This is a genomic window from Micromonospora aridisoli (assembly GCF_056150025.1).
Window position 1 is genome coordinate 560,298 of sequence record NZ_JAXCFK010000002.1, and the last position, 22,221, is coordinate 582,518.

Annotated in this window: 19 protein-coding genes and 1 tRNA gene; 13 read left to right on the top strand and 7 right to left on the bottom strand. The window is 72.1% G+C overall.

From position 1 onward, the window contains the following. The first annotated feature begins 314 nt into the window (after positions 1-314). A complete protein-coding gene (gene topA, locus SM447_RS06110; RefSeq protein ID WP_474571718.1) occupies positions 315-3,134 on the top strand; it encodes a type I DNA topoisomerase in 2,820 nt (939 codons plus the stop codon). Positions 3,135-3,200: 66 nt separating this feature from the next. Here the strand turns inward: topA and SM447_RS06115 are convergent, their stop codons facing one another. Continuing rightward, a complete protein-coding gene (locus tag SM447_RS06115; RefSeq protein WP_474571719.1) occupies positions 3,201-4,517 on the bottom strand; it encodes a D-arabinono-1,4-lactone oxidase in 1,317 nt (438 codons plus the stop codon). A 224-nt stretch (positions 4,518-4,741) separates the two neighbouring features. Between SM447_RS06115 and SM447_RS06120 the strand changes: the two genes are divergently transcribed. Then, positions 4,742-5,395 carry a TetR/AcrR family transcriptional regulator gene (locus tag SM447_RS06120; RefSeq protein ID WP_474571903.1) on the top strand — a complete coding sequence of 218 codons (654 nt, stop codon included), beginning with the start codon at positions 4,742-4,744 and terminating at the stop codon, positions 5,393-5,395. A 175-nt stretch (positions 5,396-5,570) separates the two neighbouring features. On the opposite strand, the gene SM447_RS06125 is transcribed toward SM447_RS06120, so the two are convergent. Next, positions 5,571-6,779 carry an amino acid deaminase/aldolase gene (locus SM447_RS06125; protein ID WP_474571720.1) on the bottom strand — a complete coding sequence of 403 codons (1,209 nt, stop codon included), beginning with the start codon at positions 6,777-6,779 and terminating at the stop codon, positions 5,571-5,573. A 394-nt stretch (positions 6,780-7,173) separates the two neighbouring features. Here SM447_RS06125 and tmk point away from each other — a divergent pair, with 394 nt between their 5' ends. The 6 genes from tmk (at position 7,174) to SM447_RS06155 (ending at position 13,100) form a co-directional block, all read left to right on the top strand. After that, entirely contained in the window at positions 7,174-9,270 is a 2,097-nt protein-coding gene (gene tmk, locus SM447_RS06130; RefSeq protein WP_474571904.1) for a dTMP kinase, read from the top strand. Next, positions 9,270-10,484, top strand: coding sequence for a DNA polymerase III subunit delta' (locus SM447_RS06135; RefSeq protein WP_474571721.1), 1,215 nt, complete (start codon positions 9,270-9,272; stop codon positions 10,482-10,484). Before tmk ends, SM447_RS06135 begins: the two co-directional genes overlap by 1 nt. Before the next feature lie 138 nt (positions 10,485-10,622). Then, positions 10,623-10,952: a YbaB/EbfC family nucleoid-associated protein gene (locus tag SM447_RS06140; protein ID WP_474571722.1), complete on the top strand. Its 330-nt coding sequence runs from the start codon at positions 10,623-10,625 to the stop codon at positions 10,950-10,952. Between the two features lies 1 nt (position 10,953). Then, on the top strand, positions 10,954-11,259 hold the full coding sequence (locus SM447_RS06145) for a hypothetical protein (protein ID WP_474571723.1): 306 nt from the start codon (positions 10,954-10,956) through the stop codon (positions 11,257-11,259). After that, positions 11,259-11,966, top strand: a complete 708-nt coding sequence (locus SM447_RS06150) for a hypothetical protein (RefSeq protein WP_474571724.1) — start codon at positions 11,259-11,261, stop codon at positions 11,964-11,966. Before SM447_RS06145 ends, SM447_RS06150 begins: the two co-directional genes overlap by 1 nt. A 285-nt stretch (positions 11,967-12,251) precedes the next feature. Further along, entirely contained in the window at positions 12,252-13,100 is an 849-nt protein-coding gene (locus SM447_RS06155; protein ID WP_474571725.1) for a PSP1 domain-containing protein, read from the top strand. Positions 13,101-13,172: 72 nt separating this feature from the next. On the opposite strand, the gene SM447_RS06160 is transcribed toward SM447_RS06155, so the two are convergent. After that, positions 13,173-14,960, bottom strand: coding sequence for a metallophosphoesterase family protein (locus tag SM447_RS06160; protein ID WP_474571726.1), 1,788 nt, complete (start codon positions 14,958-14,960; stop codon positions 13,173-13,175). A 126-nt stretch (positions 14,961-15,086) separates the two neighbouring features. On the opposite strand from SM447_RS06160, the gene SM447_RS06165 reads away from it, so the two are divergent. Beyond that, a tRNA-Thr gene (locus tag SM447_RS06165) sits at positions 15,087-15,159 on the top strand. A gap of 59 nt (positions 15,160-15,218) precedes the next feature. On the opposite strand, the gene SM447_RS06170 is transcribed toward SM447_RS06165, so the two are convergent. Together SM447_RS06170 and SM447_RS06175 are read right to left on the bottom strand one after the other, a co-directional pair. Continuing rightward, positions 15,219-15,701 (bottom strand): hypothetical protein, encoded by a 483-nt coding sequence (locus SM447_RS06170; RefSeq protein ID WP_474571727.1) that lies wholly within the window; start codon positions 15,699-15,701, stop codon positions 15,219-15,221. A 61-nt stretch (positions 15,702-15,762) separates the two neighbouring features. Beyond that, a complete protein-coding gene (locus tag SM447_RS06175; RefSeq protein ID WP_474571728.1) occupies positions 15,763-16,380 on the bottom strand; it encodes a pyridoxamine 5'-phosphate oxidase family protein in 618 nt (205 codons plus the stop codon). Positions 16,381-16,535: 155 nt separating this feature from the next. Here SM447_RS06175 and SM447_RS06180 point away from each other — a divergent pair, with 155 nt between their 5' ends. From SM447_RS06180 to SM447_RS06190, 3 genes are read left to right on the top strand one after another with little or no spacing between them, the layout of a single operon-like run. Beyond that, positions 16,536-17,042 carry a DUF2231 domain-containing protein gene (locus tag SM447_RS06180; protein ID WP_474571729.1) on the top strand — a complete coding sequence of 169 codons (507 nt, stop codon included), beginning with the start codon at positions 16,536-16,538 and terminating at the stop codon, positions 17,040-17,042. Further along, a complete protein-coding gene (locus SM447_RS06185) occupies positions 17,039-17,572 on the top strand; it encodes an Hsp20/alpha crystallin family protein (protein WP_474571730.1) in 534 nt (177 codons plus the stop codon). The genes SM447_RS06180 and SM447_RS06185 overlap by 4 nt, the downstream gene beginning before the upstream one ends. A gap of 8 nt (positions 17,573-17,580) precedes the next feature. Beyond that, positions 17,581-18,684 (top strand): glycosyltransferase family 9 protein, encoded by a 1,104-nt coding sequence (locus tag SM447_RS06190; protein ID WP_474571731.1) that lies wholly within the window; start codon positions 17,581-17,583, stop codon positions 18,682-18,684. Positions 18,685-18,728: 44 nt separating this feature from the next. On the opposite strand, the gene SM447_RS06195 is transcribed toward SM447_RS06190, so the two are convergent. Then, entirely contained in the window at positions 18,729-19,601 is an 873-nt protein-coding gene (locus tag SM447_RS06195; protein WP_474571732.1) for a glycosyltransferase family 2 protein, read from the bottom strand. Next, positions 19,598-21,520 carry a D-glycero-beta-D-manno-heptose 1-phosphate adenylyltransferase gene (gene rfaE2 / locus SM447_RS06200; RefSeq protein ID WP_474571733.1) on the bottom strand — a complete coding sequence of 641 codons (1,923 nt, stop codon included), beginning with the start codon at positions 21,518-21,520 and terminating at the stop codon, positions 19,598-19,600. Before rfaE2 ends, SM447_RS06195 begins: the two co-directional genes overlap by 4 nt. A 145-nt stretch (positions 21,521-21,665) precedes the next feature. Here rfaE2 and SM447_RS06205 point away from each other — a divergent pair, with 145 nt between their 5' ends. Beyond that, positions 21,666-22,214, top strand: a complete 549-nt coding sequence (locus SM447_RS06205; RefSeq protein WP_474571734.1) for a type 1 glutamine amidotransferase domain-containing protein — start codon at positions 21,666-21,668, stop codon at positions 22,212-22,214. Positions 22,215-22,221: the final 7 nt, after the last annotated feature.

A 22,221-nucleotide genomic window follows, 5' to 3' on the forward strand; every position in this document is an offset into this window, starting at 1 on the left:
CGCGCGGCCGGCGACCCCGGCCGCTGTCCGATGGGGGACAGCCGGGTGTCGGGGAACACAGGGAGAATCGGCCGGGTTTGACCTCCACCGACGGGCTGCCATGGTCACAGCGACCCGCTCGACACCCTACCCAGGGTGTACGGTGACGCCGTCCGGCGTGACCACAGATCGTCCCGGGCGGATCGCCGCCCGCGAAACCCGAAACACGGACGGCGCGTTACGTTGGACATCCGGACCGCCGGGTACCGGTGGGTCAAGTGCGCCCCAGAGCCGGCCAGGCGCGGCCATTGAGTGGGAATGAGGTCGAAACAGACGTGCCGAGCAACGCTGGAACCACCCGTCTGGTCATCGTCGAGTCGCCGGCGAAGGCCAAGACGATCTCGGGCTACCTGGGCCCGGGGTACGTCGTGGAGGCCAGCTTCGGGCACGTCCGTGACCTGCCCCGCAACGCCGCCGACGTGCCCGCCCGCTACAAGGGCGAACCGTGGGCGCGGCTCGGCGTCGACGTCGACAACGGCTTCAACGCCCTCTATGTCGTCTCCGCCGACCGCAAGCAGCAGATCAGCAAGCTGGTCAAGCTGGCCAAGGAGGTCGACGAGATCTTCCTGGCCACGGATGAGGACCGCGAGGGCGAGGCGATCGCCTGGCATCTGGTGGAGACGCTCAAGCCGAAGGTGCCGGTCCGGCGGATGGTCTTCCACGAGATCACCAAGCCGGCGATCCAGGCGGCGGTGGCCAACCCCCGGGAGATCGACCGGGATCTGGTGGACGCCCAGGAGGCGCGGCGGATCCTGGACCGGCTCTACGGCTACGAGGTCTCCCCGGTGCTGTGGAAGAAGGTCATGCCGAAGCTCTCGGCGGGCCGGGTGCAGTCCGTGGCGACCCGGATCGTCGTCGAGCGGGAGCGGCAGCGGATGGCGTTCCGCACCGCCGAGTACTGGGACATCCTGGCCACCCTCGCGGTGACGAACCCGGGCGAGGGGCCGCGCAGCTTCAACGCCACCCTGGTCGCGTTGAACGGCGACCGGATCGCCACCGGTAAGGACTTCGAGCCGACCACCGGCCGGGTCAGGCCCGGTGCCGGTGTGGTCCACCTCGACGAGGGCGGCGCGCGCGGGCTGGCCGCCCGGCTGGAGGGCCGGCCGTTCTCCGTCACCCGGGTCGAGGAGAAGCCGTACCGGCGTCGCCCGTACGCCCCCTTCATCACCTCCACCCTCCAGCAGGAGGCGGCCCGGAAGCTGCGGTTCTCGTCGCAGCAGACGATGCGCACCGCGCAGCGGCTCTACGAGAACGGCTACATCACCTACATGCGTACCGACTCGGTGAACCTGTCGGACACCGCCATCGCCGCGGCCCGCCGGCAGATCGTCGAGCTGTACGGCGAGCGCAGCGTGCCCCCGGAGCCGCGCCGCTACACCGGCAAGGTGAAGAACGCGCAGGAGGCGCACGAGGCGATCCGCCCCGCGGGGGACAACTTCCGCACCCCGGGCGAGGTGGCCAAGGAGCTGTCCGCCGAGGAGTTCAAGCTCTACGAGCTGATCTGGCGACGCACCATCGCCTCGCAGATGACCGACGCGGTCGGTTCCAGCGTCTCGGTGCGGATCCGGGCGACCACGACCGGTGGCGAGGAGGCCGACTTCGGCGCCACTGGCAAGACCATCACCGACCCCGGCTTCCTGCGGGCGTACGTCGAGTCCAGCGACGACGAGAACGCCGAGGCCGAGGACGCCGAGCGTCGACTGCCGAACCTGGTCAAGGACCAGCCGCTGACCGCCGACGAGCTGGCCGCGCAGGGTCACCACACCCAGCCGCCGGCCCGCTACACCGAGGCGTCGCTGGTCAAGGCCCTGGAGGAGCTGGGCATCGGCCGCCCCTCGACCTATGCGTCGATCATGCAGACGATCCAGGACCGGGGGTACGTCTTCAAGCGCGGCCAGGCGATGATTCCGTCGTTCCTGGCGTTCGCGGTGATCGGGCTGATGGAGCGGCACTACCCGCGCTTGATCGACTACGACTTCACCGCCAGCATGGAGAACGAGCTGGACGAGATCGCCGGCGGCGACCATGCGGCGGTGGACTTCCTCACCGCGTTCTACTTCGGCACCACCAACGGCGCCGGCGACCAGGACATCGCCCGTTCCGGCGGGCTGAAGAAGCTGGTCACCGAGAACCTCAGCGACATCGACGCCCGCAGCGTCAACTCGATCCCGCTGTTCACCGACGACGAGGGACGTGAGGTGGTGGTGCGGGTCGGCCGGTACGGGCCGTACCTGCAGCGTCGGGGGCCCGGCGAGGAGCAGACCCCGGTGGCCGAGGGCGAGGAGGGTGCCTCTCCGGGCGACCGGGCGCCGATCCCGGAGGGCCTCGCGCCGGACGAACTGACCCCGGAGAAGGTTCACGAGCTGTTCCTCGGCGGCGGGGGCGAACGCAAGCTGGGCGACGACCCGGCCACCGGGGAGCCGATCCTGCTCAAGTCCGGTCGATTCGGCCCGTACGTGGCCAGTGGCGAGCGCAAGTCGTCGCTGCTGCGCTCGCAGTCGCCGGACTCGCTCACCTTCGACCAGGCACTCAAGCTGCTCAGCCTGCCCCGGCTGATCGGCGTGGGCCCGGACGGCGCGGAGGTGTTCGCCAACAACGGCCGCTACGGCCCGTACGTCAAGCGTGGTGACGAGTTCCGCTCGCTGGACTCGGAAGAGAAGATGTTCACCGTCACGCTGGACGAGGCGCTGGCGTTGCTGGCCGCACCGAAGACCCGCCAGCGGCGCGCCGCCGCCCCGCCGCTGCGGGAGATGGGCGTCGACCCGCTGACCGAGAAGCCCCTGGTCATCAAGGACGGCCGGTTCGGCCCGTACGTCACCGACGGGGAGACCAACGCCTCGCTGCGGCGCGGCCAGACTCCCGAGGCGCTGAGCCTTGAGGAGGCCTCCGAGATGCTCGCCGAGAAGCGGGCGAAGGGTCCGGCGCCGAGGAAGAAGGCCGCGGCGAAGAAGGCACCGGCCAAGAAGGCTCCCGCCAAGGCCACCGCCGCCAAGGCCACGAAGGCCACCGCCACCAAGGCCACCAAGGCCACGAAGGCCACCAAGGCGACCGCCAAGAAGACCCCCGCCGCCAAGTCCACCCCGACAACCGACTGACCGCGCTCGATCTTGGTCCGAAAGCGCCTCCTGCGGGGCGCTCGCGGACCAAGATCTTGGGTGTCTTCAGCCCAGGAGGGTGGTGAGGTGGGGGGTGGTGAAGGTGCGGTGCGGGTCGAGACGGGCACGTACGGACTGGAAGTCGTGCCAGCGGGGGTAGGCGGGGGCGAGCGAGGCGGCGTCCCGCCAGTGCAGTTTGCCCCAGTGCGGTCGGCCGCCCAGCTCGGTCGCCACCTCTTCGAAGGCGCGGAAGTACGGCTCGTACGGCATGCCGACGTACTGGTGCAGGGCGACGTACGCGGACTCCCGGCCATGGGAGTGGGAGAGCCAGATTCCGTCGGCGGCGGTGAACCGTACCTCGATCGGGAAGAGCACCTTGAACGGCAGGCCGTCGATGATGCGACGTATCGCATCGAGCGCGTCGGGCAGTGCCGCGCGCGGCAGCGCGTACTCCATCTCCAGGAAGCGGACCCGGCGCGGGGTGCAGAAGACGGCGTCCGAGCGACCGGTGTAGCGGCGTTCGCTCAGCGCCCGCGCGGAGAGCGCGCTGATTCCCGGCGCCAGGCTCGGTACCGCGCGGCCGAGCCGGCAGGCCCCGGCGAAGACGGTGTTGGCCAGGAAGTCGTCGTCCAGCCACCCGCGCCAGCGGGAGAGCGGACGGTCGTCAACGGGGACCCGGTCGTTGGTCTTGAGCTGTACCCGTTCGGTGTACGGGAACCAGAAGAACTCCAGGTGGTCGTGGGCGTCGACCAGGCCGGGCAGCTCCGCCAGCACGGCGTCCAGTGCCGTCGGACGCTCGTGTGCCCGCAGGACGAAGGCGTCCACGCAGCGCAGCGTCACCTCGATCAGCACGCCGAGCGCGCCGAGCGAGACGCGGGCGGCGTCGAACACCTCCGGGTGCTCCTCGGCGGAGCAGCGAAGCACCTCGCCGGCCCCGGTGACCAGGGTCAACGCCTCGACGAAGGTGGCCAGGCCGCCGTGGGCCGCGCCTGTGCCGTGGGTGCCGGTGGAGATCGCCCCGGCCACCGTCTGCGCGTCGATGTCACCGAGGTTCGGCAGGGCCAGTCGGTGACCGGCGAGTAGCAGGTTCAGCTCCCGCAGCGTCATCGCGGCCGGTACGGTGACGAGGCGCCGATCGACGTCCACGCGTACGTCGATGGCCAGTCGGGCCAGGTCCATCCGCGGCCCGTCGCTGACCGCGACGGGGGTGAAGGAATGGCCGCTGCCGACCGGGCGGATCCGCTCACCGGCTTCGGTAGCGCGTCGGACCTGCTCGACGACCTCGTCGACCGAGGACGGGCGCAGTACGGATCTGGCCACGCTGCGCTGGTTACCGGCCCAGTTGGACCAGGCGACGGTCTCGGTGGCGGTGCTCTCGACCATGGGCCCGCTCCTCAAGATGAATATGAACCGAATTCATATCAGGAACGTTGTCCCTGGTAAACACCGCAATCGAGGTCCGCTCGTTGTACCGGTAGTCACGGACTCGTGACGTGCAGATATGTTCATCCGTCGAGAGGGGGTGGCGAGTGTCCACTTCAGCCGCCACGACCGGGCCACTGCGTCGAGTACCAGTGCAGGGTCGTAGTGTCGCGCGTGTCCAGCGGATGCTGGACGCCTGCGCCGAACTCGTCGACGAGGTGGGGTACGAGGGGCTGACCACCACCCTGCTCGCCGAGCGGGCCGAGGTGGCGATCGGGTCGGTCTACCAGTTCTTTCCGGACAAGCGGGCGATCGTGCAGGCGCTCACGCTGCGCACGATGGAGTCCTACCTCCAGCGGCTCGACGAACGCTTCGCCTCGGACGACCTGACCCACTGGTGGGACGGGGTCGACGCGGGGATCGATGAATACATCACGATGCACCGCACCGTTCCCGGGTTCCGTACCCTGCACTTCGGCGACGTGGTCGACCTGCATCTGCTCGATGAGCAGCGGGACAACAACGGGGTGATCGCTGACCAACTGGCCCGGGTGCTCACCGAGCGGTTCGGGCTGGCCGACGTGCCGGACCTGCGTTTCCACCTGGAGATCGCGGTGGAGGCGGCCGACGCCCTGATCAAGCTGGCTTTCCGGCGGAAGCCGGACGGGGACGACCGGGTGCTGACCGAGGCGAAGGCATTGATCCGGGAGTACCTGCATCGGCAGGTCAACGCCCGGGACGACGCCGGACGCCGGCCGGTGGTGCAGCCCGCGAAGCCGGCCGACGACCAGATCGTCCCCGACACCGAGCCCGCGCAGCCGGCCGCCCAACCCGCCTGACGGGTACGCCGCCAGACCGACCGGACGCCGCCCCGACCGACCCGGCGACAAGCCGGCCAGCCGGTCGACCGGTCCGCGATACGCCGGACGCGCGGCCAGCCGGCCCGGCGACGAGCCGGTCACGCGGCGAACCGGTCCGGCGACCTGCCGGAGCCGCCGCCAGCCGCTCCGCCGGTCAGAGGAAGGCTCGGCCCTCGCCCCGGTAGGTCGGCACGGTGGCCACCACCGTGTCGCCGTCCACCAGGTGCAGTTCGTTGACCCGCTCACACAGCTCGCCCGACTTCGCGTGCCGGAACCAGACGCGGTCACCGATGCGCAGGTCGGCGGCGGGTGAGCCGGTCAGTGGTGTCTGCACTTCCCCGGCGCCCTCGGCACCGAGCAGGCTGAGCCCGGCGGGCAGCCACGGCCGGGGCAGCCGGCTGCGGTCTGCCGAGCCGGAGGCGATCCAGCCACCACCCAGCACGGTGGCCAGGTCGGGTGCCGGACGGCGGACCACCGCGCAGGCGAAGTAGGCCGCCGGGGTGGGACGCCAGGCGCGGTACGCGTCGAAGAGCGTGGGTCCGTACAGGCCCGATCCCGCGGTGATCTCGGTCACCGCGGGGTCGGCGCCGGTCGCGGCCACGCTGCCGGTGCCGCCGCCGTTGACGAACTCCAGGTCGGCGTGCTCGCGTACGGCGGCGACCGCCGCGCTCCGGCGGACCAGCAGCTCGCGGTACGACCCGCGCTGAACCAGCCGGATGGCGCTGCCGAGCGCCGCTCGGCCGGGAGGGGCGTCGCCCAGCCCAGCTATCTGCGCCTCGTACGACATCAGGCCGACCAGCCGGAAGCCCGCCCGCCCGGCGACGGTGGCGGCCAGCCGGCCGGCCGCCCGCGCGGTGTGCACGGGCGAGCGGCGGACGCCGACGTGCAGACGTCCGCCCAACAGCCGCCACGAGGCGTCCAGGTCGAGGCAGATCCGAAGCTCGGACCGGCGGCCGGGAGGGGACACCGCGTCGTAGTAGTCCAGCTGATCCGGGTCGTCCACCATGAGGGTCACCGCAGCGGCGAGCACCGGATCCGCGCCCAGCTCGGCCAGCGCGCCCCGGTCTACGGTGGGGTACGCCACCAGCACGTCGGCGCTGATCCCGCTCCGGACCAGCCACAGCGCCTCGGGCAGGGTGAAGGCCATCACGGCGTGCCAGCCCGGCCGGGCCAGCGCGCGGGCGACCAGCTCGCGGCTGCGCACCGACTTGCTGGCGACCCGCAGCGGCTTGCCGCCGGCCCGGTCGACGAGCGCGGCGGCGTTGGCGTCGAAGGCGGTGAGGTCGACCACCGCGTACGGCGGGTCGAGGTGCGCGGTCGCCCGGTCCAGCCGGTGGCGCAGATTCTCGCTGTCGGTGGCCACGTGTGCACGCTAACTGTGAAACGGTTAATGCGAAATACCCTCGCATCTGCGTCGCCTGGGTCGGGCTGGCCACGGCGGCCTAGGCTCGGCGAGCAGGCGGTGCAGGGCAGGAAGACCTCCCTGCCGGGTCTAGAGTGTTCCACCGGGGGTGCCCAGCGATGGGCCGGCACGTGGAGGTACGGCCATCGAAAGCCAATTCAACGGCGAGTCGTCCGGCGTGTCGCCGTCCCACCAGCAGTCCGCCGAGGCAACCGGCCCGGTCGCCGGTGGCTCCGGTCCGTCGCCAAGCCAACCCGCCGGTCGGGCGAACCAGCCCACCGCGCCGGGCGGACAGAACCCGTCGGGCGCGCCCGCCGGTAAACCTGATCTGACCGGCTACGGAGCGATCCGCTCCGTGCTGCGCATCCGGCCGTTCCGCCGGCTCTGGATCGTGCTCGGCGCGGCCTCCTTCGGTGACTGGCTCGGCCTGCTCGCCACCAGTGTCTTCGCCGCCGCCCAGGTGGAGGGGAGCACCGCCAAGGGCGCGGCCTTCGGCGGTGTGATCGCCATTCGGCTGCTGCCCGCCCTGCTCCTCGGCCCGGTCGCCGGGGTGCTCGCCGACCGGTTCGACCGGCGCTGGACGATGGTCATCTGCGACGTGCTGCGCTTCCTGCTGTTCGCCTCCATTCCGCTCTACGCCCTGACCGGTGCCAGCGGCGCGCGGGTGGTCAGCTGGGCGGCGATCGCCACCTTCCTGATCGAGACCGTCACGCTGCTCTGGATTCCGGCCAAGGAAGCCGCCGTACCGAACCTCATTCCGCGGGCCAGGCTGGAAACGGCCAACCAGCTCACCCTGATCACCACCTACGGCCTGACGCCGGTCTTCGCCGCCATCGTGCTCTCCTCGCTCGACGGGATCATCCGCGGCGCCACCGGTGGCGAGATGCCCGACTGGGCCCAACCGGCCCAGCTCGCGCTCTGGTTCAACGCGTTCTCCCGCCTGGCCACCGCCGTCGTGGTGGCCTTCGGCATCAAGGAGATCAGCCAGGGGCAGACCGACGAACGGGACCGCACCGAGCAGAGCATGGTGCGTCAGTTCACCGAGGGCTGGAAGTACATCGGGCAGACCCCGCTGGTGCGCGGCCTGGTCCTCGGCATCCTCGGTGCCTTCGCCGGCGGCGGAATCGTGATCGGCACCGCGCGGTTCTTCGCCGACTCGCTGGGCGCCGGTGACGCCGCGTTCTATCTGCTGTTCGGCGCGATCTTCGTCGGTCTGGCGATCGGCATCGGGCTCGGGCCGATGATCGTCCGGGAGATGTCCCGGCGCCGCTGGTTCGGCATGAGCATCGTGCTGGCCAGCGCCTCGGTGATGACCCTGGCCTTCGCCATCCACCTGTCCATGGCGCTGGTCGGCGCGGTCCTGGTCGGTGCGGGTGCCGGCATGGCCTTCCTCTCCGGCACCACCCTGCTCGGCGGCGAGGTCGCCGACGAGGTACGCGGCCGGGTCTTCGCCGTGGTGCAGATCGGTACCCGGGTCGTGCTGATCCTGGCGATCGCGCTGGGCAGCCTGCTGGCCGGCGTCGGCGGATCCCGCATGCTCACCATCGCCGACCTCGGCATCTCCGTGTCCTCCACCCGGCTGCTGCTGCTCGCCGCGGGAGCGGCCGGCATCTTCGCCGGGATCAGCGCGTTCGGGCAGATGGACGACAAGAAGGGTGTGCCGGTCCTGGCCGACCTCTGGGGGTCGATCCGAGGGCGTCCGCTGATGCCGGCCGAGCCGTTCGTCTCGGCCGGGCTCTTCGTGGTCTTCGAGGGCGGCGAGGGCGCCGGCAAGTCGACCCAGCTCGCCAGGCTGGCCGAACGGCTCCAGGGCGAGGGACGAGACGTGGTGGTCACCCGGGAGCCGGGTGCCACCGGCATCGGCGCCCGGATCAGGTCACTGGTGCTCGACACCGCGACCGACGAGGCACCCTCACCGCGCGCCGAGGCGCTGCTCTACGCCGCCGACCGGGCGCATCACGTGGCCACCGTGGTCCGGCCCGCCCTGACCCGGGGCGCCGTCGTGATCAGCGACCGGTACGTCGACTCCTCCCTGGCCTACCAGGGCGCCGGCCGGACGTTGCCGGTCGACGAGGTGTCCTGGCTCTCCTCCTGGGCCACCGGCGGGCTCAAGCCGGACCTGGTGGTGCTGCTCGACGTCGATCCGCGTACGGGGCTGTCCCGGGTCGCCGCGCGCGCGGAGAGCGCCGACCGGTTGGAGGCCGAGTCGATCGCCTTCCACGACCGGGTCCGCTACGCCTTCCTCGACCTCGCCGCCGCCGACCCGAAGCGCTACCTGGTGCTCGACGCCGCCCGCCCGGCCGAGGAGATCGCCGAGCGGGTCGCCCGCCGGATCGAGGAACTGATCGGCAACCCCGACGGGGTCGAACACCCGCGTCCCGCGCACGGTCCGGACACCTCGGTGCAGCCAGAGTTATCCCCGTCGGAGCTGGTGACGACGGAGCGGACCTGATGCCGGACGCCTTCGCCGACCTGGTCGGGCAGGACGAGGCGGTGGACACGCTGCGCCGGGCCGCCGCCGCTGCCGCCGCCGTACTGCGCGCCACCGGCGAGCCCGAGGCGACCGGGGGCGCCGACCCGGGCGGGGGGATGACCCACGCGTGGATCTTCACCGGTCCGCCGGGGTCGGGGCGGTCGGTCGCGGCGCGGGCCTTCGCCGCCGCGTTGCAGTGCGCGTACGGCACCGGCTGCGGCCAGTGTCCCGGCTGCCACACCACCCTCGCCGGCACCCACGCCGACGTCCGGCTGGTGGTGCCGGAGGGGCTCTCCATCGGGGTGAACGAGATGCGGGCGCTGGTGCTGCGGGCGGCCAGCACACCGTCCGGTGGGCGCTGGCAGGTCGTCATCATCGAGGACGCCGACCGGCTGACCGAGGCGGCCGGCAACGCCCTGCTCAAGGCGGTGGAGGAGCCGCCACCGCGTACGGTCTTCCTGCTCTGTGCGCCGTCCACACACCCGGACGACATCTCGGTGACCATCCGGTCGCGGTGTCGGGTCGTACCGCTGCGGCAGCCGGCGGCCGAGGCGGTGGCCGAGGTGCTGGTCCGCCGGGACGGGATCGCGCCCGACGTGGCCCGGTGGACGGCCGCGGCCACCCAGGGTCATGTGGGGCGGGCCCGGCGGCTGGCCCGTGACCCGCAGGCCCGGGCCCGGCGGGAGGCGGTCCTCGCGGTGCCGCGTCGGCTCACCGGGGTGGGTGCCGCCTTCGACGCGGCGTCCGCGCTGATCGAGGCCGCCGAGGCGGAGGCCGAGGCGTCCGTCTCGGAGATCGACGCCGCGGAGCGCGCGGCGCTGGAGACGGCGCTCGGCGCAGGCGGTACCGGTCGGGGTGCGGCCGGCGCGGCCCGGGGAACGGCCGGGCAGCTGAAGGACCTGGAACGGCGGCAGAAGTCGCGGGCGACCCGGGCCCAGCGGGACGCGCTCGATCGGGCCCTGGTCGACCTGGCCGCCTTCTATCGGGACGCGTTGACCATGGCGCTGGGCGCACCGGTGCCGCCGGTGCATGCCGACACGGCGGAACTGGCTGAGGCCGGTGCCCGTAGCTGGCAGGCGGAGGGTGCGCTGCGGCGCCTGGAGGCGGTGCTCGCCTGTCGTGCCGCGATCGAGGCCAACGTCAAGCCGCGGATCGCCGTCGAGGCGATGATGCTCGCCCTCTGGAAGGGCTGACCGGGTTACCCCTGCCCGTCCCGCCGCCCGGACCGTTGTCCACAGCCATCGACAGGCGCAATTCGCGTGCGGTACGGTCCGGTGTGCCGTGGTGACGGTGGCGGCACGCAGAGTGATGAAACCGGGAGGAGTCCGGCGATGCCGCGGGGTGAGATCGATGAGGCATGGATAGAGGAGGCGGTCCGGCGCTACCGCCGCATCGAGTCTCTCCAGGCCGAGTTCGACCAGGCCGTGGCGACGGTCGAGGTCACGGTCCGTTCACCGGACGGCCTGGTGGAGGTGGTGGTCACCGCCGGTGGCCGGATCACCGACGTGCGCTTCCTGGGCCCGCTGCACACCCGGGCACCGCGTGACGTGGCCGACTCGGTACGGGCCGCGGTCGCCGCTGCCGCCGACGCCGCGGAGTGGGCGCGGGAAAAGCTGCACAACGAGACCTTCACCGCGTACCGACCGCTGACGGGGGCCTGAGATGGACAGCCTTCGCGCCCTGGCCGGTCGCCTCGACGAGGCGAGCGCCACGCTCACCGCACTCTCCCGGTCGGTCACCGCCAGCGACCCGGCGCAGGTGGCGTTCGGTGCCGACGCGCCGGGCCGACCCGGCGAGGTCGGACGGGCGCTGCACCGGCAGTGGGTGGCCGCCACCGGCGACCGGGCCCGCGAGGCGCACGCCGCCGCAGCCCAGGTGTCGTCCGTGGCCGCGGCGCTGCGCGAGGCCGCAGACCGGTACTCCGACACCGATTCCGCCGTCTCCCGTCGGCTCGTCGGCGAGGCCTGATGGACCTCCTCGATCGGCTCGCCGAGCCCGGCCTCGACCTGCTCGGGCGGGTCGACGCGCTACTCGCGGCCGGTGCTCCCGAGGGGCACCGGGTCTGGCCGCTGTTGCGCCGGATGCAGGTGCTGCCCGGTGACGCGCTGCGTGGCTTCCTCGACCTGCGACCGGAGCCGTTGGCCACCGCCGGGCACGCCGTGCGCCGGCACGTGCACGGGTACGACCACGCCTGCGCCGCCCTCACCGACCCGGTTCTCTGGTCAGGCTCGGCCGCCATGGCGTACGGCCAGTCCCGGGCGGCGCTGTTGCGGCATCTGGACGAGGGCCCCGAGAGCCTGGTCGGGCGGCTGGAGGCCACCGCCGGCTACGCCGACGCGCTCGCCGACTGGGTGGAAGGCAGCCGGCTCGCCGTCGCCCGGGCGCTGGCCGAGGTGATCGGCTCGGCCGAGGCGGTCGCCGTCGTGGCCGCCACCGGTTCGGTCCGCCGGATGACCCCGGACGCCGGGTCGTCCGGGTCGGGCGCGATCGCCGCCGCCGAGATCGGCGCGCGGGTGCTGGCGGTGCTCTGCGTCGCGTACGACGGAGCGGAGACCCTGTTGCGGCAGTGGTCACCCAGCCTCGCCGAGTCCCCGTGGCGACCGGGGGGTGGGCGGTTCCGCCCGGACACCGGTGGTGGCCCGGCGGGTGGCCGAACGACCCGCATCGGCTGGTGACCATTTGCCACAGGGCGCACGGCGCCGCTCGCGGGCGCCCTTTCGGGCGGTCCGCCGGCGACGCCGTGCCCTTCCCTGCACCCCCCGCAGGTCTGCTCTCCACTCAACGCGCTCGGCCCGTTCTTGTCCCGCCCATGGCCGAGGTTTCAGCCGTCCGGGCCGGCATCGTCGTACCGGTAGCCGGGATGGGGGTCGGTCGAGTCGACAGTCATGGATGGCTGCACGGCGTAGTGACGGCCGGGCCCGACCGGGCGCGCCCCCGCCCGCGCGACGTAGGGTGAGGACATGGGCATGCTCTGCGCGGTCAGCTTCCAGCGGTACGGGCGCCTCTACTATCTCGATCCCGGGGAGCTGCGACCGCAGGTGGGCGACAAGGTGCTGGTGCCCACCGACGACGGCCCCGAGGTGGCGGAGTGCGTCTGGGCGGCGCAGTGGGTCACCGAGGAGACGGCTGGTTTCCCCCGGCTGGCCGGGCTGGCACAGGAGGAGGACCTGCGTCGCGACGAGGCGCTGCGGCGGCGCAAGGCAGAAGCGAAGGTCGCGGCGAAACGGTTGATCCGCGAACACGGCCTGCCGATGAAGGTGGTGGCGGTCGACCACGTGCTCGGCAACGGTGAAAGTGGCGGAGAGCGCAGCACCATCTACTTCACCGCCCCGCACCGGGTGGACTTCCGTTCCCTGGTCCGGGACCTCGGTGCGACTCTGCACTGTCGGGTGGAGCTGCGTCAGCTCTCGGCCCGCGACTCCGCTCGGGTGCAGGGCGGCATCGGCTCCTGCGGGCGGGATCTGTGCTGCGCCACCTTCCTGAACGACTTCGAGCCGGTCACCATCCGGATGGCCAAGGACCAGGATCTTCCGCTCAACCCGCTGCGCATCTCCGGGGCGTGCGGTCGGCTGATGTGCTGCCTCAAGTACGAACATCCGCTCTATCAGAAGTTCCATGAGTCGGCACCGGGGATCGGCTCGCGGGTCTCCACCCCGAAGGGGGAGGGTCGGGTGATCGGCCACAGCGTTCCCCGCGATGCCGTCACGGTCCGCCTCGACGCCGACGGCTCCCGCTGCTCCTGTTCCCGGGCCTCGGTCTGCGGTCCCCGCCAGGCACACGACCAGCACTACGCCCCCGACCCGGGCTGATCATGAGGTTGTTGTCCCTGGTCCGAGGGGCGGGACAACGACCTCATGATCGAACGCTGCGGGTCGGCGCGGTCAGGTGATGGTGACGGGTGGTTCGGCGAGACGTGGGGTGAGCGGAGTGGTCGGGGTCAGCCAGGAGGACTCGGGGGACTGGTCCGGGTTGACCTGCCAGCCGCGGGCCACCCGGTCGACGGCGATCGGGTAGAGGGTGAGCGTGCCGTCCGCAGCGATGTGCATCCGGACGAAGCCCTTCGCGTCCTCGATGCCCTGCCCGGCGAACAGCTCGTTCACGTTCACCCCGAACGAGCTGGCCAGCAGCAGGTACGCGGCGACCAACTGGCTGGCCACCAGCCCGATCACCGGCAGGTAGACCACTGCCGCGGCCACCGCCGGCAACGGCCAGGACCAGTCGTGGAACGGCAGCGCGAGCCAGACCCAGGTGCCGGTGCCAGCCAGTCCGACATGGGCCAACCCGTGCCCGACGCCGAGGATCCAGTGCCGCGCGTGGCGCTTGCCGCTGGAACTGGGCGGCTTCGCGAACAACGCCGCCCCGAGCACCGTCACCAGCACCATCATCACCAGTGGCACGCTGAACAGCCGCTGTTCGGAAGCCTCGGAGCGGAAGTCGGTCACGCCGGCCATGGAGAGCATCAGCAGGGTGTGCAGCACGCCCAGCAGCGTCGAGAAACCCGGGTTGCGGCGCGGCAACCGGCCGAAGATCCCCCAGCCGTACCGGCGGGAGCGGGCGGCGTCGGGGTAACGGCCGGCCAGCTCGTACGTCCGGGACGGGCTGGACCGCCGGGCCAGGGTGTCGCGCGGCGGCACCTCGACGCGCTCGGGCAGCTTGTGCGTCGGGTACAGGTAGGCGCCGCCGCTGCCCGAGGTGACCAGCTGCCGCCCGTCCGGCCCGGCGTACCGCGCGTAGTGGTGCAGATCGCCGGAGATCAGCAGCCGGACCCGGGCACCGGTGGGCGCGACGATGGTCCGGATGAAGTAGTCGATGGAGTCGTACGCGGTGGGCTGGTCGACGGCCTTCACCCAGGCGGGGGCGGGCACCGCCAGGATCACCCGGCTCTGCGGTCCCAGCCTCTTCGCCACCGCGTCGAAATAGGTGAGCTGCGGGTCGTCGACGTACGAGCCGGACTGGTCGTCCAGGCCGAGCAGCCACCAGTCCGCCGGCAGTTCGGCGGCGAAGTACGACCGGGACTGTCCGGTACGCCAACCGCCGAAGTGCCGGTCCCGGGTGCGGACGAACAGCCGCAGGAACGCGGTCAGTCCGTCGTACCAGTCGTGGTTGCCGGGCACCGCGAAGATCGTCGGCTGCTCCGGCGGGGTGGCCGGCAGCGCCGCCTGGTAAGGCCCCTTGCAGCGGTCCTCGTACGCCTCGTACTCCGCCGACGGATAGACCTGGTCACCCCCCATCACCAGGGTCTGCGCCCGGGGCAGCCGGTGCCCGTCCACGGTGATCTCCCGCTGGGCGAGCAGGTAGGCCACGGAGTAGGTGGCGTTGAAGCCGTCACCGAGGTCGGCCACGTAGTCGAGCCAGAGCCCGCCGTCCGGCCCCACCTGTCGGGAGATCTCCGCGTCCAGGGCCTTCTGGAGCTCCCGCTTGTCCAGGTACGCCCCGAACAGCATCGCCAGCAGCGTCCGCAGGCCGGTGCTGATCAGCAGGAACGGCGCCAGCCACGGCACCGGCTTACGCGGGGTGAAACCCAGTTCCAGCGGATCGGTGCTGCGCGGCCGCCGGGATGCCCGACCCCCGGCGGCCTCCTCGGCGTACGGCCCCGGCGGCCGCGCCCGGCCGCCGGCCGGTGACCCGACATCGACCGGTTCGGCGCGAGAGGTGTGCTCGTCGGTCATTCGCCGCAGCCTAGTGCGGCCCGCGTGACCGGACGACCCCGGAAACTCCCCGGCTGCCCGGTTGGTTCGACTCGGGCAATCCCGTTCGGCCGTCGATCGGTGCGTGCCGTACACTTGACCACCGTTGCCGCCTTAGCTCAGTCGGCAGAGCGACGCACTCGTAATGCGTAGGTCGACGGTTCGATTCCGTCAGGCGGCTCGGTACAGAAGCCCAGGTCATCGACCTGGGCTTTGCCGTTTCCGCAGTCGTCGTCCGGGTCAGGTTGCGGGTACGACCTGGACGATGCTCATTCCGCTGGTCGTGTGGTCGCCGTCGACGATCGTGGTGGTCAGGTTGTAGTAGCCCGGTCCGGCGTCGGCGGGAATCGCGATGGGGCTGACGGGCCGATCGTCGGGTTCACCGGAGGCGCGTACCGTCTCGGCCCGGTAGGTGGCTCGCCCGGTGGGACCGGGGGTGGCCTCCATCGCGGCCTTGAGTTCCTCGACCGTCGCGTACGGCCCGGTCAACTCGGCCTCCAGGTCGACCGGACGCGGCGGCGCCGTCGTCGGCTCGTCCGACGTCTCGACCATCCAGTGCAGGGTGAACGTCTGCCCCGGCTGGTACGGCTTGTCGATGTCCGCGGTCTCGCAGCAGGTGTAGGTGACCGGCGGAGCCGTCGGTGTCTCGGTGCGGACGGTCACGCACGCCGTCATGAGCGGCACGACGAGGCAGGCCAGCAGCCAGGCACGGGACACCTTCATGCCCGGATCGTAGGTCCACCTGACAACGGTCCGTCCGGTCGCGCAGCCGCGACGGAGACGGTCAGGTGTAGAGGGTGGCGGCGTACTGGGGGCCGTAGTGGCGTTCCAGATCTGCCAGGGTCTCCGCCGGAGCCTCGACCTCCTTGATCAGACGGGCCCGGCTGGGCAGTGGGTCCGGTGGCCAGGTTTCCGGCTGCCACAGCTGGGACCGGAGGAACGCCTTCGCGCAGTGGTAGAAGATCTGCTCGATCTCGACCACCACGGCCAGCACCGGCCGGTGTCCCTTGACCACCATCTCGTCGAACCAGGGCGCGTCACGCAGCAACCGTGCCCGGCCGTTGATCCGCAGGGTGTCGGTCCGTCCTGGAATGAGGAAGATCAGGCCGACGTGCGGGTTCGACAGGATGTTGCGGTAGCCGTCGGCCCGCTTGTTGCCGGGGCGCTCCGGAATGGCGATGGTGCGGTCGTCGAGCACCAGCACGAAACCGGCCGGGTCGCCCTTGGGGGAGACGTCGCAGGTGCCGTCCGCTCCGGCGGTGGCCACCAGGCAGAACGGCGACGCGGCGAGCCACTGCCGGTCACGCTCGTGCAGCCGAATACGTTCCTTGGCGGCGGCGCGGGGCGCCGGAGTGCCGAGCAGCTCGGTCAACTCGGCCGCCGATGTGATCTCCACCGTCACTGCGTGCCTCCCCGTGGAGTTGACCGTGGTGACGGCACCCAGGGCGGGAAACCGCCACGGTCAGTGTAGTCGCGACCAGCCGTGAGGTTTGTCCCTCGTTGACCGGGGTACCGGCCCAGCGAGCGCCCGCGCGGAGATGCAGTGGAGGCCCGGAGATGGAGAGTCGACTCAAGATCCTGGGTCATCCCGTCCACCCGATGCTGGTGATGTTCCCGTTCGCACTGTTGGTCACCGCCGTGCTGTTCGACATCATCGACACGGTCGGCGGGCCCGATTTCCTCGGCGAGGTGGCGTACTGGAACCTCACCGTCGGCCTGATCGGCGGCCTGCTGGCTGCGGCGGCCGGGACGTTCGACCTGCTCGCCATCCCCTCCGGTACCCGGGCGAAGCGGGTGGCGCTGACCCACGCCGCCGCGAACGTCGCGGTGATCCTGCTCTTCGCCGCCGTCTGGGTGGTGCGGCTGAACGCCGAGTCGCGGGGTGCCGGCGGGGCGTTGATCGCCATCGAGGTGGTGGCGCTCGGCATCCTCGGTGTCAGCGGCTGGTTGGGTGGTGAGCTCGTCGACCGGCTCGGCGTCGGGGTGGACCGGGATGCGCACCTGGACGCGCCGAGTTCGTTGCGGCCGACGGCCGCCAGCCAACGGATGGGAGACGTGCGATGACCAGGCCGGGACGCGGCTGGCGGGGCGGTCAGCAGGGCTGGGACCCGATGGGCGAGTTGCAGTCGCTGCGGGCCGAGCTGAGCCGGCTGGTCGGTGGTCGACCGGGGCCACCCGAGGTGGAAATGGGCGAGACCAGTGACGGTTGGGAGGTGGTCGTCCGGCTGCCCGGCGTCGCTCCCGAGGAGGTCGCGGTGGAACTGGACGACCGCGAGCTGTGCGTACGGGCACGGTCCGAGGCCGAGGTCAACGCCGATCACGGGATCCCTGGAGGCTTCGAGACCCGGGGCTTCGAGTACCGCGTGCAACTGCCGTCGCGAGTGGATCCCGAGGCGATCGACGCGGTGATGGACCATGGCCTGCTGCGGGTACGGCTGCCCCGGGCTAACCGCCCCGCGCCGCGCACCATCACCGTCGGTCGCACCGGCCCGCGGTCCGCCGACTCCGGCGGTGGTACGCCGAGCAGTGTCGACCCGGCGGCGGACCGCGAACTGCACCAGCCGGACGTCGCCACCGGCGATTCCGGCCGGTAGCCCGCCTCGTGGCCCCGGCCCTGCTGGAGGAGGCCGCCGACCGGGTGTCCGACGTGGCCCGGATCGCCGTGCTGCGCGCCAACGCCCTCGGCGATTTCATCTTCGTGCTGCCGGCGCTGGAGGCGCTGCGGGCCGCGTACCCGCAGGCCGAGATCGTGCTGCTCGGCGCGCCCTGGCACGCGCAGCTGTGGCGCGACCGGCCGGGCCCGGTCGACCGGGTACTGGTGGTGCCGCCCGCGCCGGGAATCCGCGCGGCGAACAGCGGTGAGCCGGAGTCCAGCATGGTCGACTTCCTGGCCGCCGCCCGCGTGGAACGCTTCGACCTGGCGCTGCAACTGCACGGCGGCGGTGCCAACTCCAACCCGCTGGTCGCCGCGCTCGGCGCCCGGGTCACCGCGGGGCTGCGCGCCGAGGACGCCCCACCGTTGGACCGCTGGCTGCGCTACGTCTACTACCAGCACGAGGTGATCCGCTACCTGGAGGCGGTGGCCCTGGTGGGTGCTCCGGCCACCACGATCACCCCCGCGCTCACGGTCACCGACTCCGATCGCGCCGAGGCACGGGGCGTGCTCGGCGACCCGGAACGCCCCCGGGTGGCGTTGCATCCGGGGGCCACCGACACCCGTCGGCGTTGGCCCGCCGACCGCTTCGGGCAGGTGGCCCGAACGCTGCACGCCGACGGGTACGAGATCCTGGTCACCGGCACCCCCACGGAGCAGGACGTGGTGGACGAGGTGGTGGCCGCCGCCAGGGTGCCGGTCCGGCCGCAGGTGGGCACGCTCAGCCTGGGCGGGCTGGCCGGCTGCTACGCCGGCTGTGAGCTGGTGATCTCCAACGACACCGGGCCGCTGCACCTGGCCGCCGCCGTCGGCACCCCCACCGTCGGCATCTTCTGGGTGGGCAACCTGATCACCACCGCTCCCGTACTGCGTGGGCGGCACCGGCCGATCACCTCGTGGACGGTGCTCTGCCCGGTCTGCGGGGTGGACTGCACCCCCGGCATCTATCCGCACCGTCCAGGGGACGGCGACTGCCCGCACCGCGACTCCTTCGTCACCGACGTGCCGCTGGCCGAGGTGCTCGAAGCCGCCCGCGAACTGTTGTTCAGGTAAGGAAGGGCCCCTTGTTAACGCCTCGTGTATAGGAAGGGCCCTTTTTAACATCCGGCATCGCCGTCGGCGAGGACGACCTCCCACGCCTCCACGTCGCGCTCGGTGACCGTGGTCGGCGACTCCAGGTGGTAGGCGCCGCTGGGCAGCACGCCAGCGCCGCCGTGGCGCGCCAGCACGGCGAGCTGCGCGGCCACGTCCTCCCCCTGATGTCGCGCCGGTACCCGCTGCCAGAAGTCGAACCCGCCCGAGTCGACCAGCTTGGCCCGGTCGTAGAGCACACAGCCGCCGATCCAGGAGACCCGGTACGCCCGCCAGTCGCCGTCCCGCAGCGCCAGCGACGCGGTGACGTGCAGCAGGTTGGCCGCGGAGTGGATCTGCGCTCGGTCCCACTCGGCGGTGCCCGGCCGGACCCGCTCCGGCACCGGTCGGCCCGTCCATTCCCGGTAGTGCCGATGGGTGTCGGGTCGTACGTCGTGCAGGTAGGACAGCCCGTGCACCGCGTTGCCGACGAAGCCGCAGCCCAGTTCGCCGATGGCGGTCACCAGGCGGCGCAGCGTCCCCGGTTCCAGCCAGACGTCGTCGTCGAGGAAGAGCACGTACCGGGCGGTGGAGGCGGCGAGCAGGAAGCTGCGGTGTTCGGCGAGGCCCCGCCGGGGCAGCCGGCGGGTCAGCAGTACCGGATGTCCCCGGTGGCGCAGCGCCCGGACCATGGTGGCCGCCGCCGGGTGGGCGTACCCCGGGTCGCCGTCGGACTGGTCGCTGACCACCACGCCGAATCCCGGCACGCCCTCCTGAGCGGCGAGCCCGGAGAGGGTGACGGCGAGTTCGGTGGGCCGGTTGCGGGTGGGGACGAGCACGTCGACCAGCCGGTCGACGCGGAACTGTGCGGGCGTGCCGGCGTCGAGCGGTCGGTTCACGGCGCCTTGCCGGTCAGCGGCGGCGCGTCGGCACCGGTGGGAACGGCGGTGCCGGCCGTTTCGGGATCGGGCGTGGACACCCCGGCGGAGGGGGTCGGCCCGATGTCCGCGCCGGTCGCGCCCTCCTGGCCGTACGCGCGGATCCGGTCGATGATCTTCGAGGTGGAGCGGTCCGGCACGTACCCGAGGGTGCGTACCTGGCCGCCCAGCCGCTGCACCAGCGGTGCCTCCGGCACCAGCTCGGGTGGGTAGTCGCCGCCCTTGACGTAGACGTCCGGCCGGACGGCCTCGATCAACGCGGCCGGCGAGTCCTCCTCGAACACCACCACGTGGTCCACGCAGGCCAGTGCGCCGAGCAGTGCGGCACGGTCCTCGACCGGGTTCACCGGCCGGTCCGCACCCTTCAACCGGCGGACGCTGCCGTCGGAGTTGACCGCCACCACGAGCAGGTCACCGAGGGCGCGAGCCTGTTCCAGGTAGCGCACGTGCCCGCGGTGCAGCACATCGAAGCAGCCGTTGGTGAAGACGATCGAACGGCCGGCACGCCGGTGTTCGTCGACGATCTCCGCCAGGTGTCCGGTGTCGACCAGCACCTGCCGGCCGTCGGGCGTCGGTCGGCCCAACGCGGCCAGCAGGTCCTCGCGGCGGCACACGCAGGTGCCGGTGCCGGCGACGGTGCTCGTCGCGGCGAGCTGGGCCAGTTGAGCGGCGGTCGACAGTGGGGCGTCGGCGGCGAGCGCGAGTGTCATCGCCGCCAGGTAGGCGTCCCCGGCCCCGACGGCGTGACTGGCGGGAACGGGCGTGCTGTGACTGCGGGCAGGTTCGCCGTCGGCGCCGCCGACGATCGCGCCCTCGGTGTCCAGGGTCACCGCGACCACGTCCGCGCCGGTATGGGCGCGCAGCTCGGCGAGCCGGGACTCGGCCAGGACGGCCCGGTCCACGCCGGCACCGACCTCGGCGTTGACGGTCACCCCGGTGCCGGTCACGCTGAGCCCGTCGCGGGTCATCGCCACCCGGCTCTCGCCCGGGGTGGGTTCGCCGATCGGCCCGTCGGTACGCCGCGTACCGACGCCGCCCGGTGCCGTCCCGACGGTCAGCTCGGAGGGCCCGTCGGCCGGGTCGACCTGGGGATGCTCCAGGTGCAGTTCGTGTGCACCGATCGGGGTGCCGTCGCCGGCCGGCGGGGTGGCGACGGCAGCGGGGATCGTCGCGCTCGCCGTGGACCCGACCGTGCCCGCGCGGGCGAGCAGTCGGGTCGCCTCGGCGAAGCTCGGGGTCACCACGGTCGGGGCGAGGCCTCGCCAGTCGGCGAGGTCGTGCGCGTCGAGCGCGACCGTCGCGTACCGGTCCCGGTGCTCCACCAGCCAGGCGCGGACCGGTGCGGGTAGGGCACCCAGGCCGTAGTCGCAGACGACCAGCGTCGGTGCCTCGCCACCGCTGGCTGCCCGCAGCTCCTCGCTCGCACAGTCCAGGGCGGTGAGCAGACAGTCCACCCCCGCGTCGGTGAGCGGGTCGTCCGGGTCGCCGGAGTCCTCCCGCAGCAGGATCTGGTCGCCGGCCAACATCCGGCGCTTGACCGGGGTGGGCCGTCCGGCCTGGCTGACCGTCCGGTCCCAGACACCGGCGCGGTCGAGGCAGTCGTGCAGTTCGTCACCGGCCGCGTCGGCCCCGACGGGTGCCACCAGCACCGAGCGCCCGCCCAGGGTGGCGATGTTGACGGCGGTGTTGGCGGCGCCGCCGGCAGCCGAGATACGGCGGCGCAGGGTGAGGACCGGGGCGGGGGCCTCCCGGCACAACCGGTCGGAGTCGGCGAACCGCCACTCGTCGAGCATGGCGTCGCCGATCACCAGAACCGGACGCCCGAGCCAGCTCTGCACGACGTCGGCGAGCCGGAGCTGATCCGCTGCTGCTCGTGCCATGCCGGCGGTTCCCCTTCCGCTGGCGGGGTCAAACCTGCCGCCCGGTCACCCGGCCGCGGTGACGTGCGGTGGGCCACCGCACCGACGCGTTTCGTGATCCCGGTGCCGGGAACGGATACGGACGAACCCCGGAGAGGAGAACGCAATGGCAGCAACGTTGCAGGGCAAGCGGGTCGCCTTCCTGGCCACCGACGGTGTGGAGGAGGTCGAGTACGTCCAGCCGCGTCAGGCCGTCGAACAGGCCGGCGCGACCGTCGAGCTGGTGTCCATCAAGCCCGGGAAGATCACCTCTTTCGATCACCTGGACCCCTCCACCACGTACGAGGTGGACGTCAGCGCGGCCGACGCGGACCCCGCCCGGTACGACGCGTTGGTGCTGCCCGGTGGGGTGGCAAACCCGGACTTCCTGCGTACCGATTCCGACGCCGTCCGGTTCGTGCGGTCGTTCTTCGACGCCGGCAAGCCGGTTGGGGTGATCTGCCACGGCCCGTGGACGCTGGTCGAGGCGGACGTGGTGCGGGGTCGCCGGCTGACCAGCTGGCCCAGCCTGCGCACCGACCTGGTCAACGCCGGTGCGGAGTGGGTGGACGAGGAGGTCGTGACCGACAACGGGCTGGTCAGCAGCCGTAAGCCGGACGACCTGCCGGCCTTCTGCACCAAGATCGTCGAGGAGTTCGCCGAGGGCCGGCACTGACCGGCCG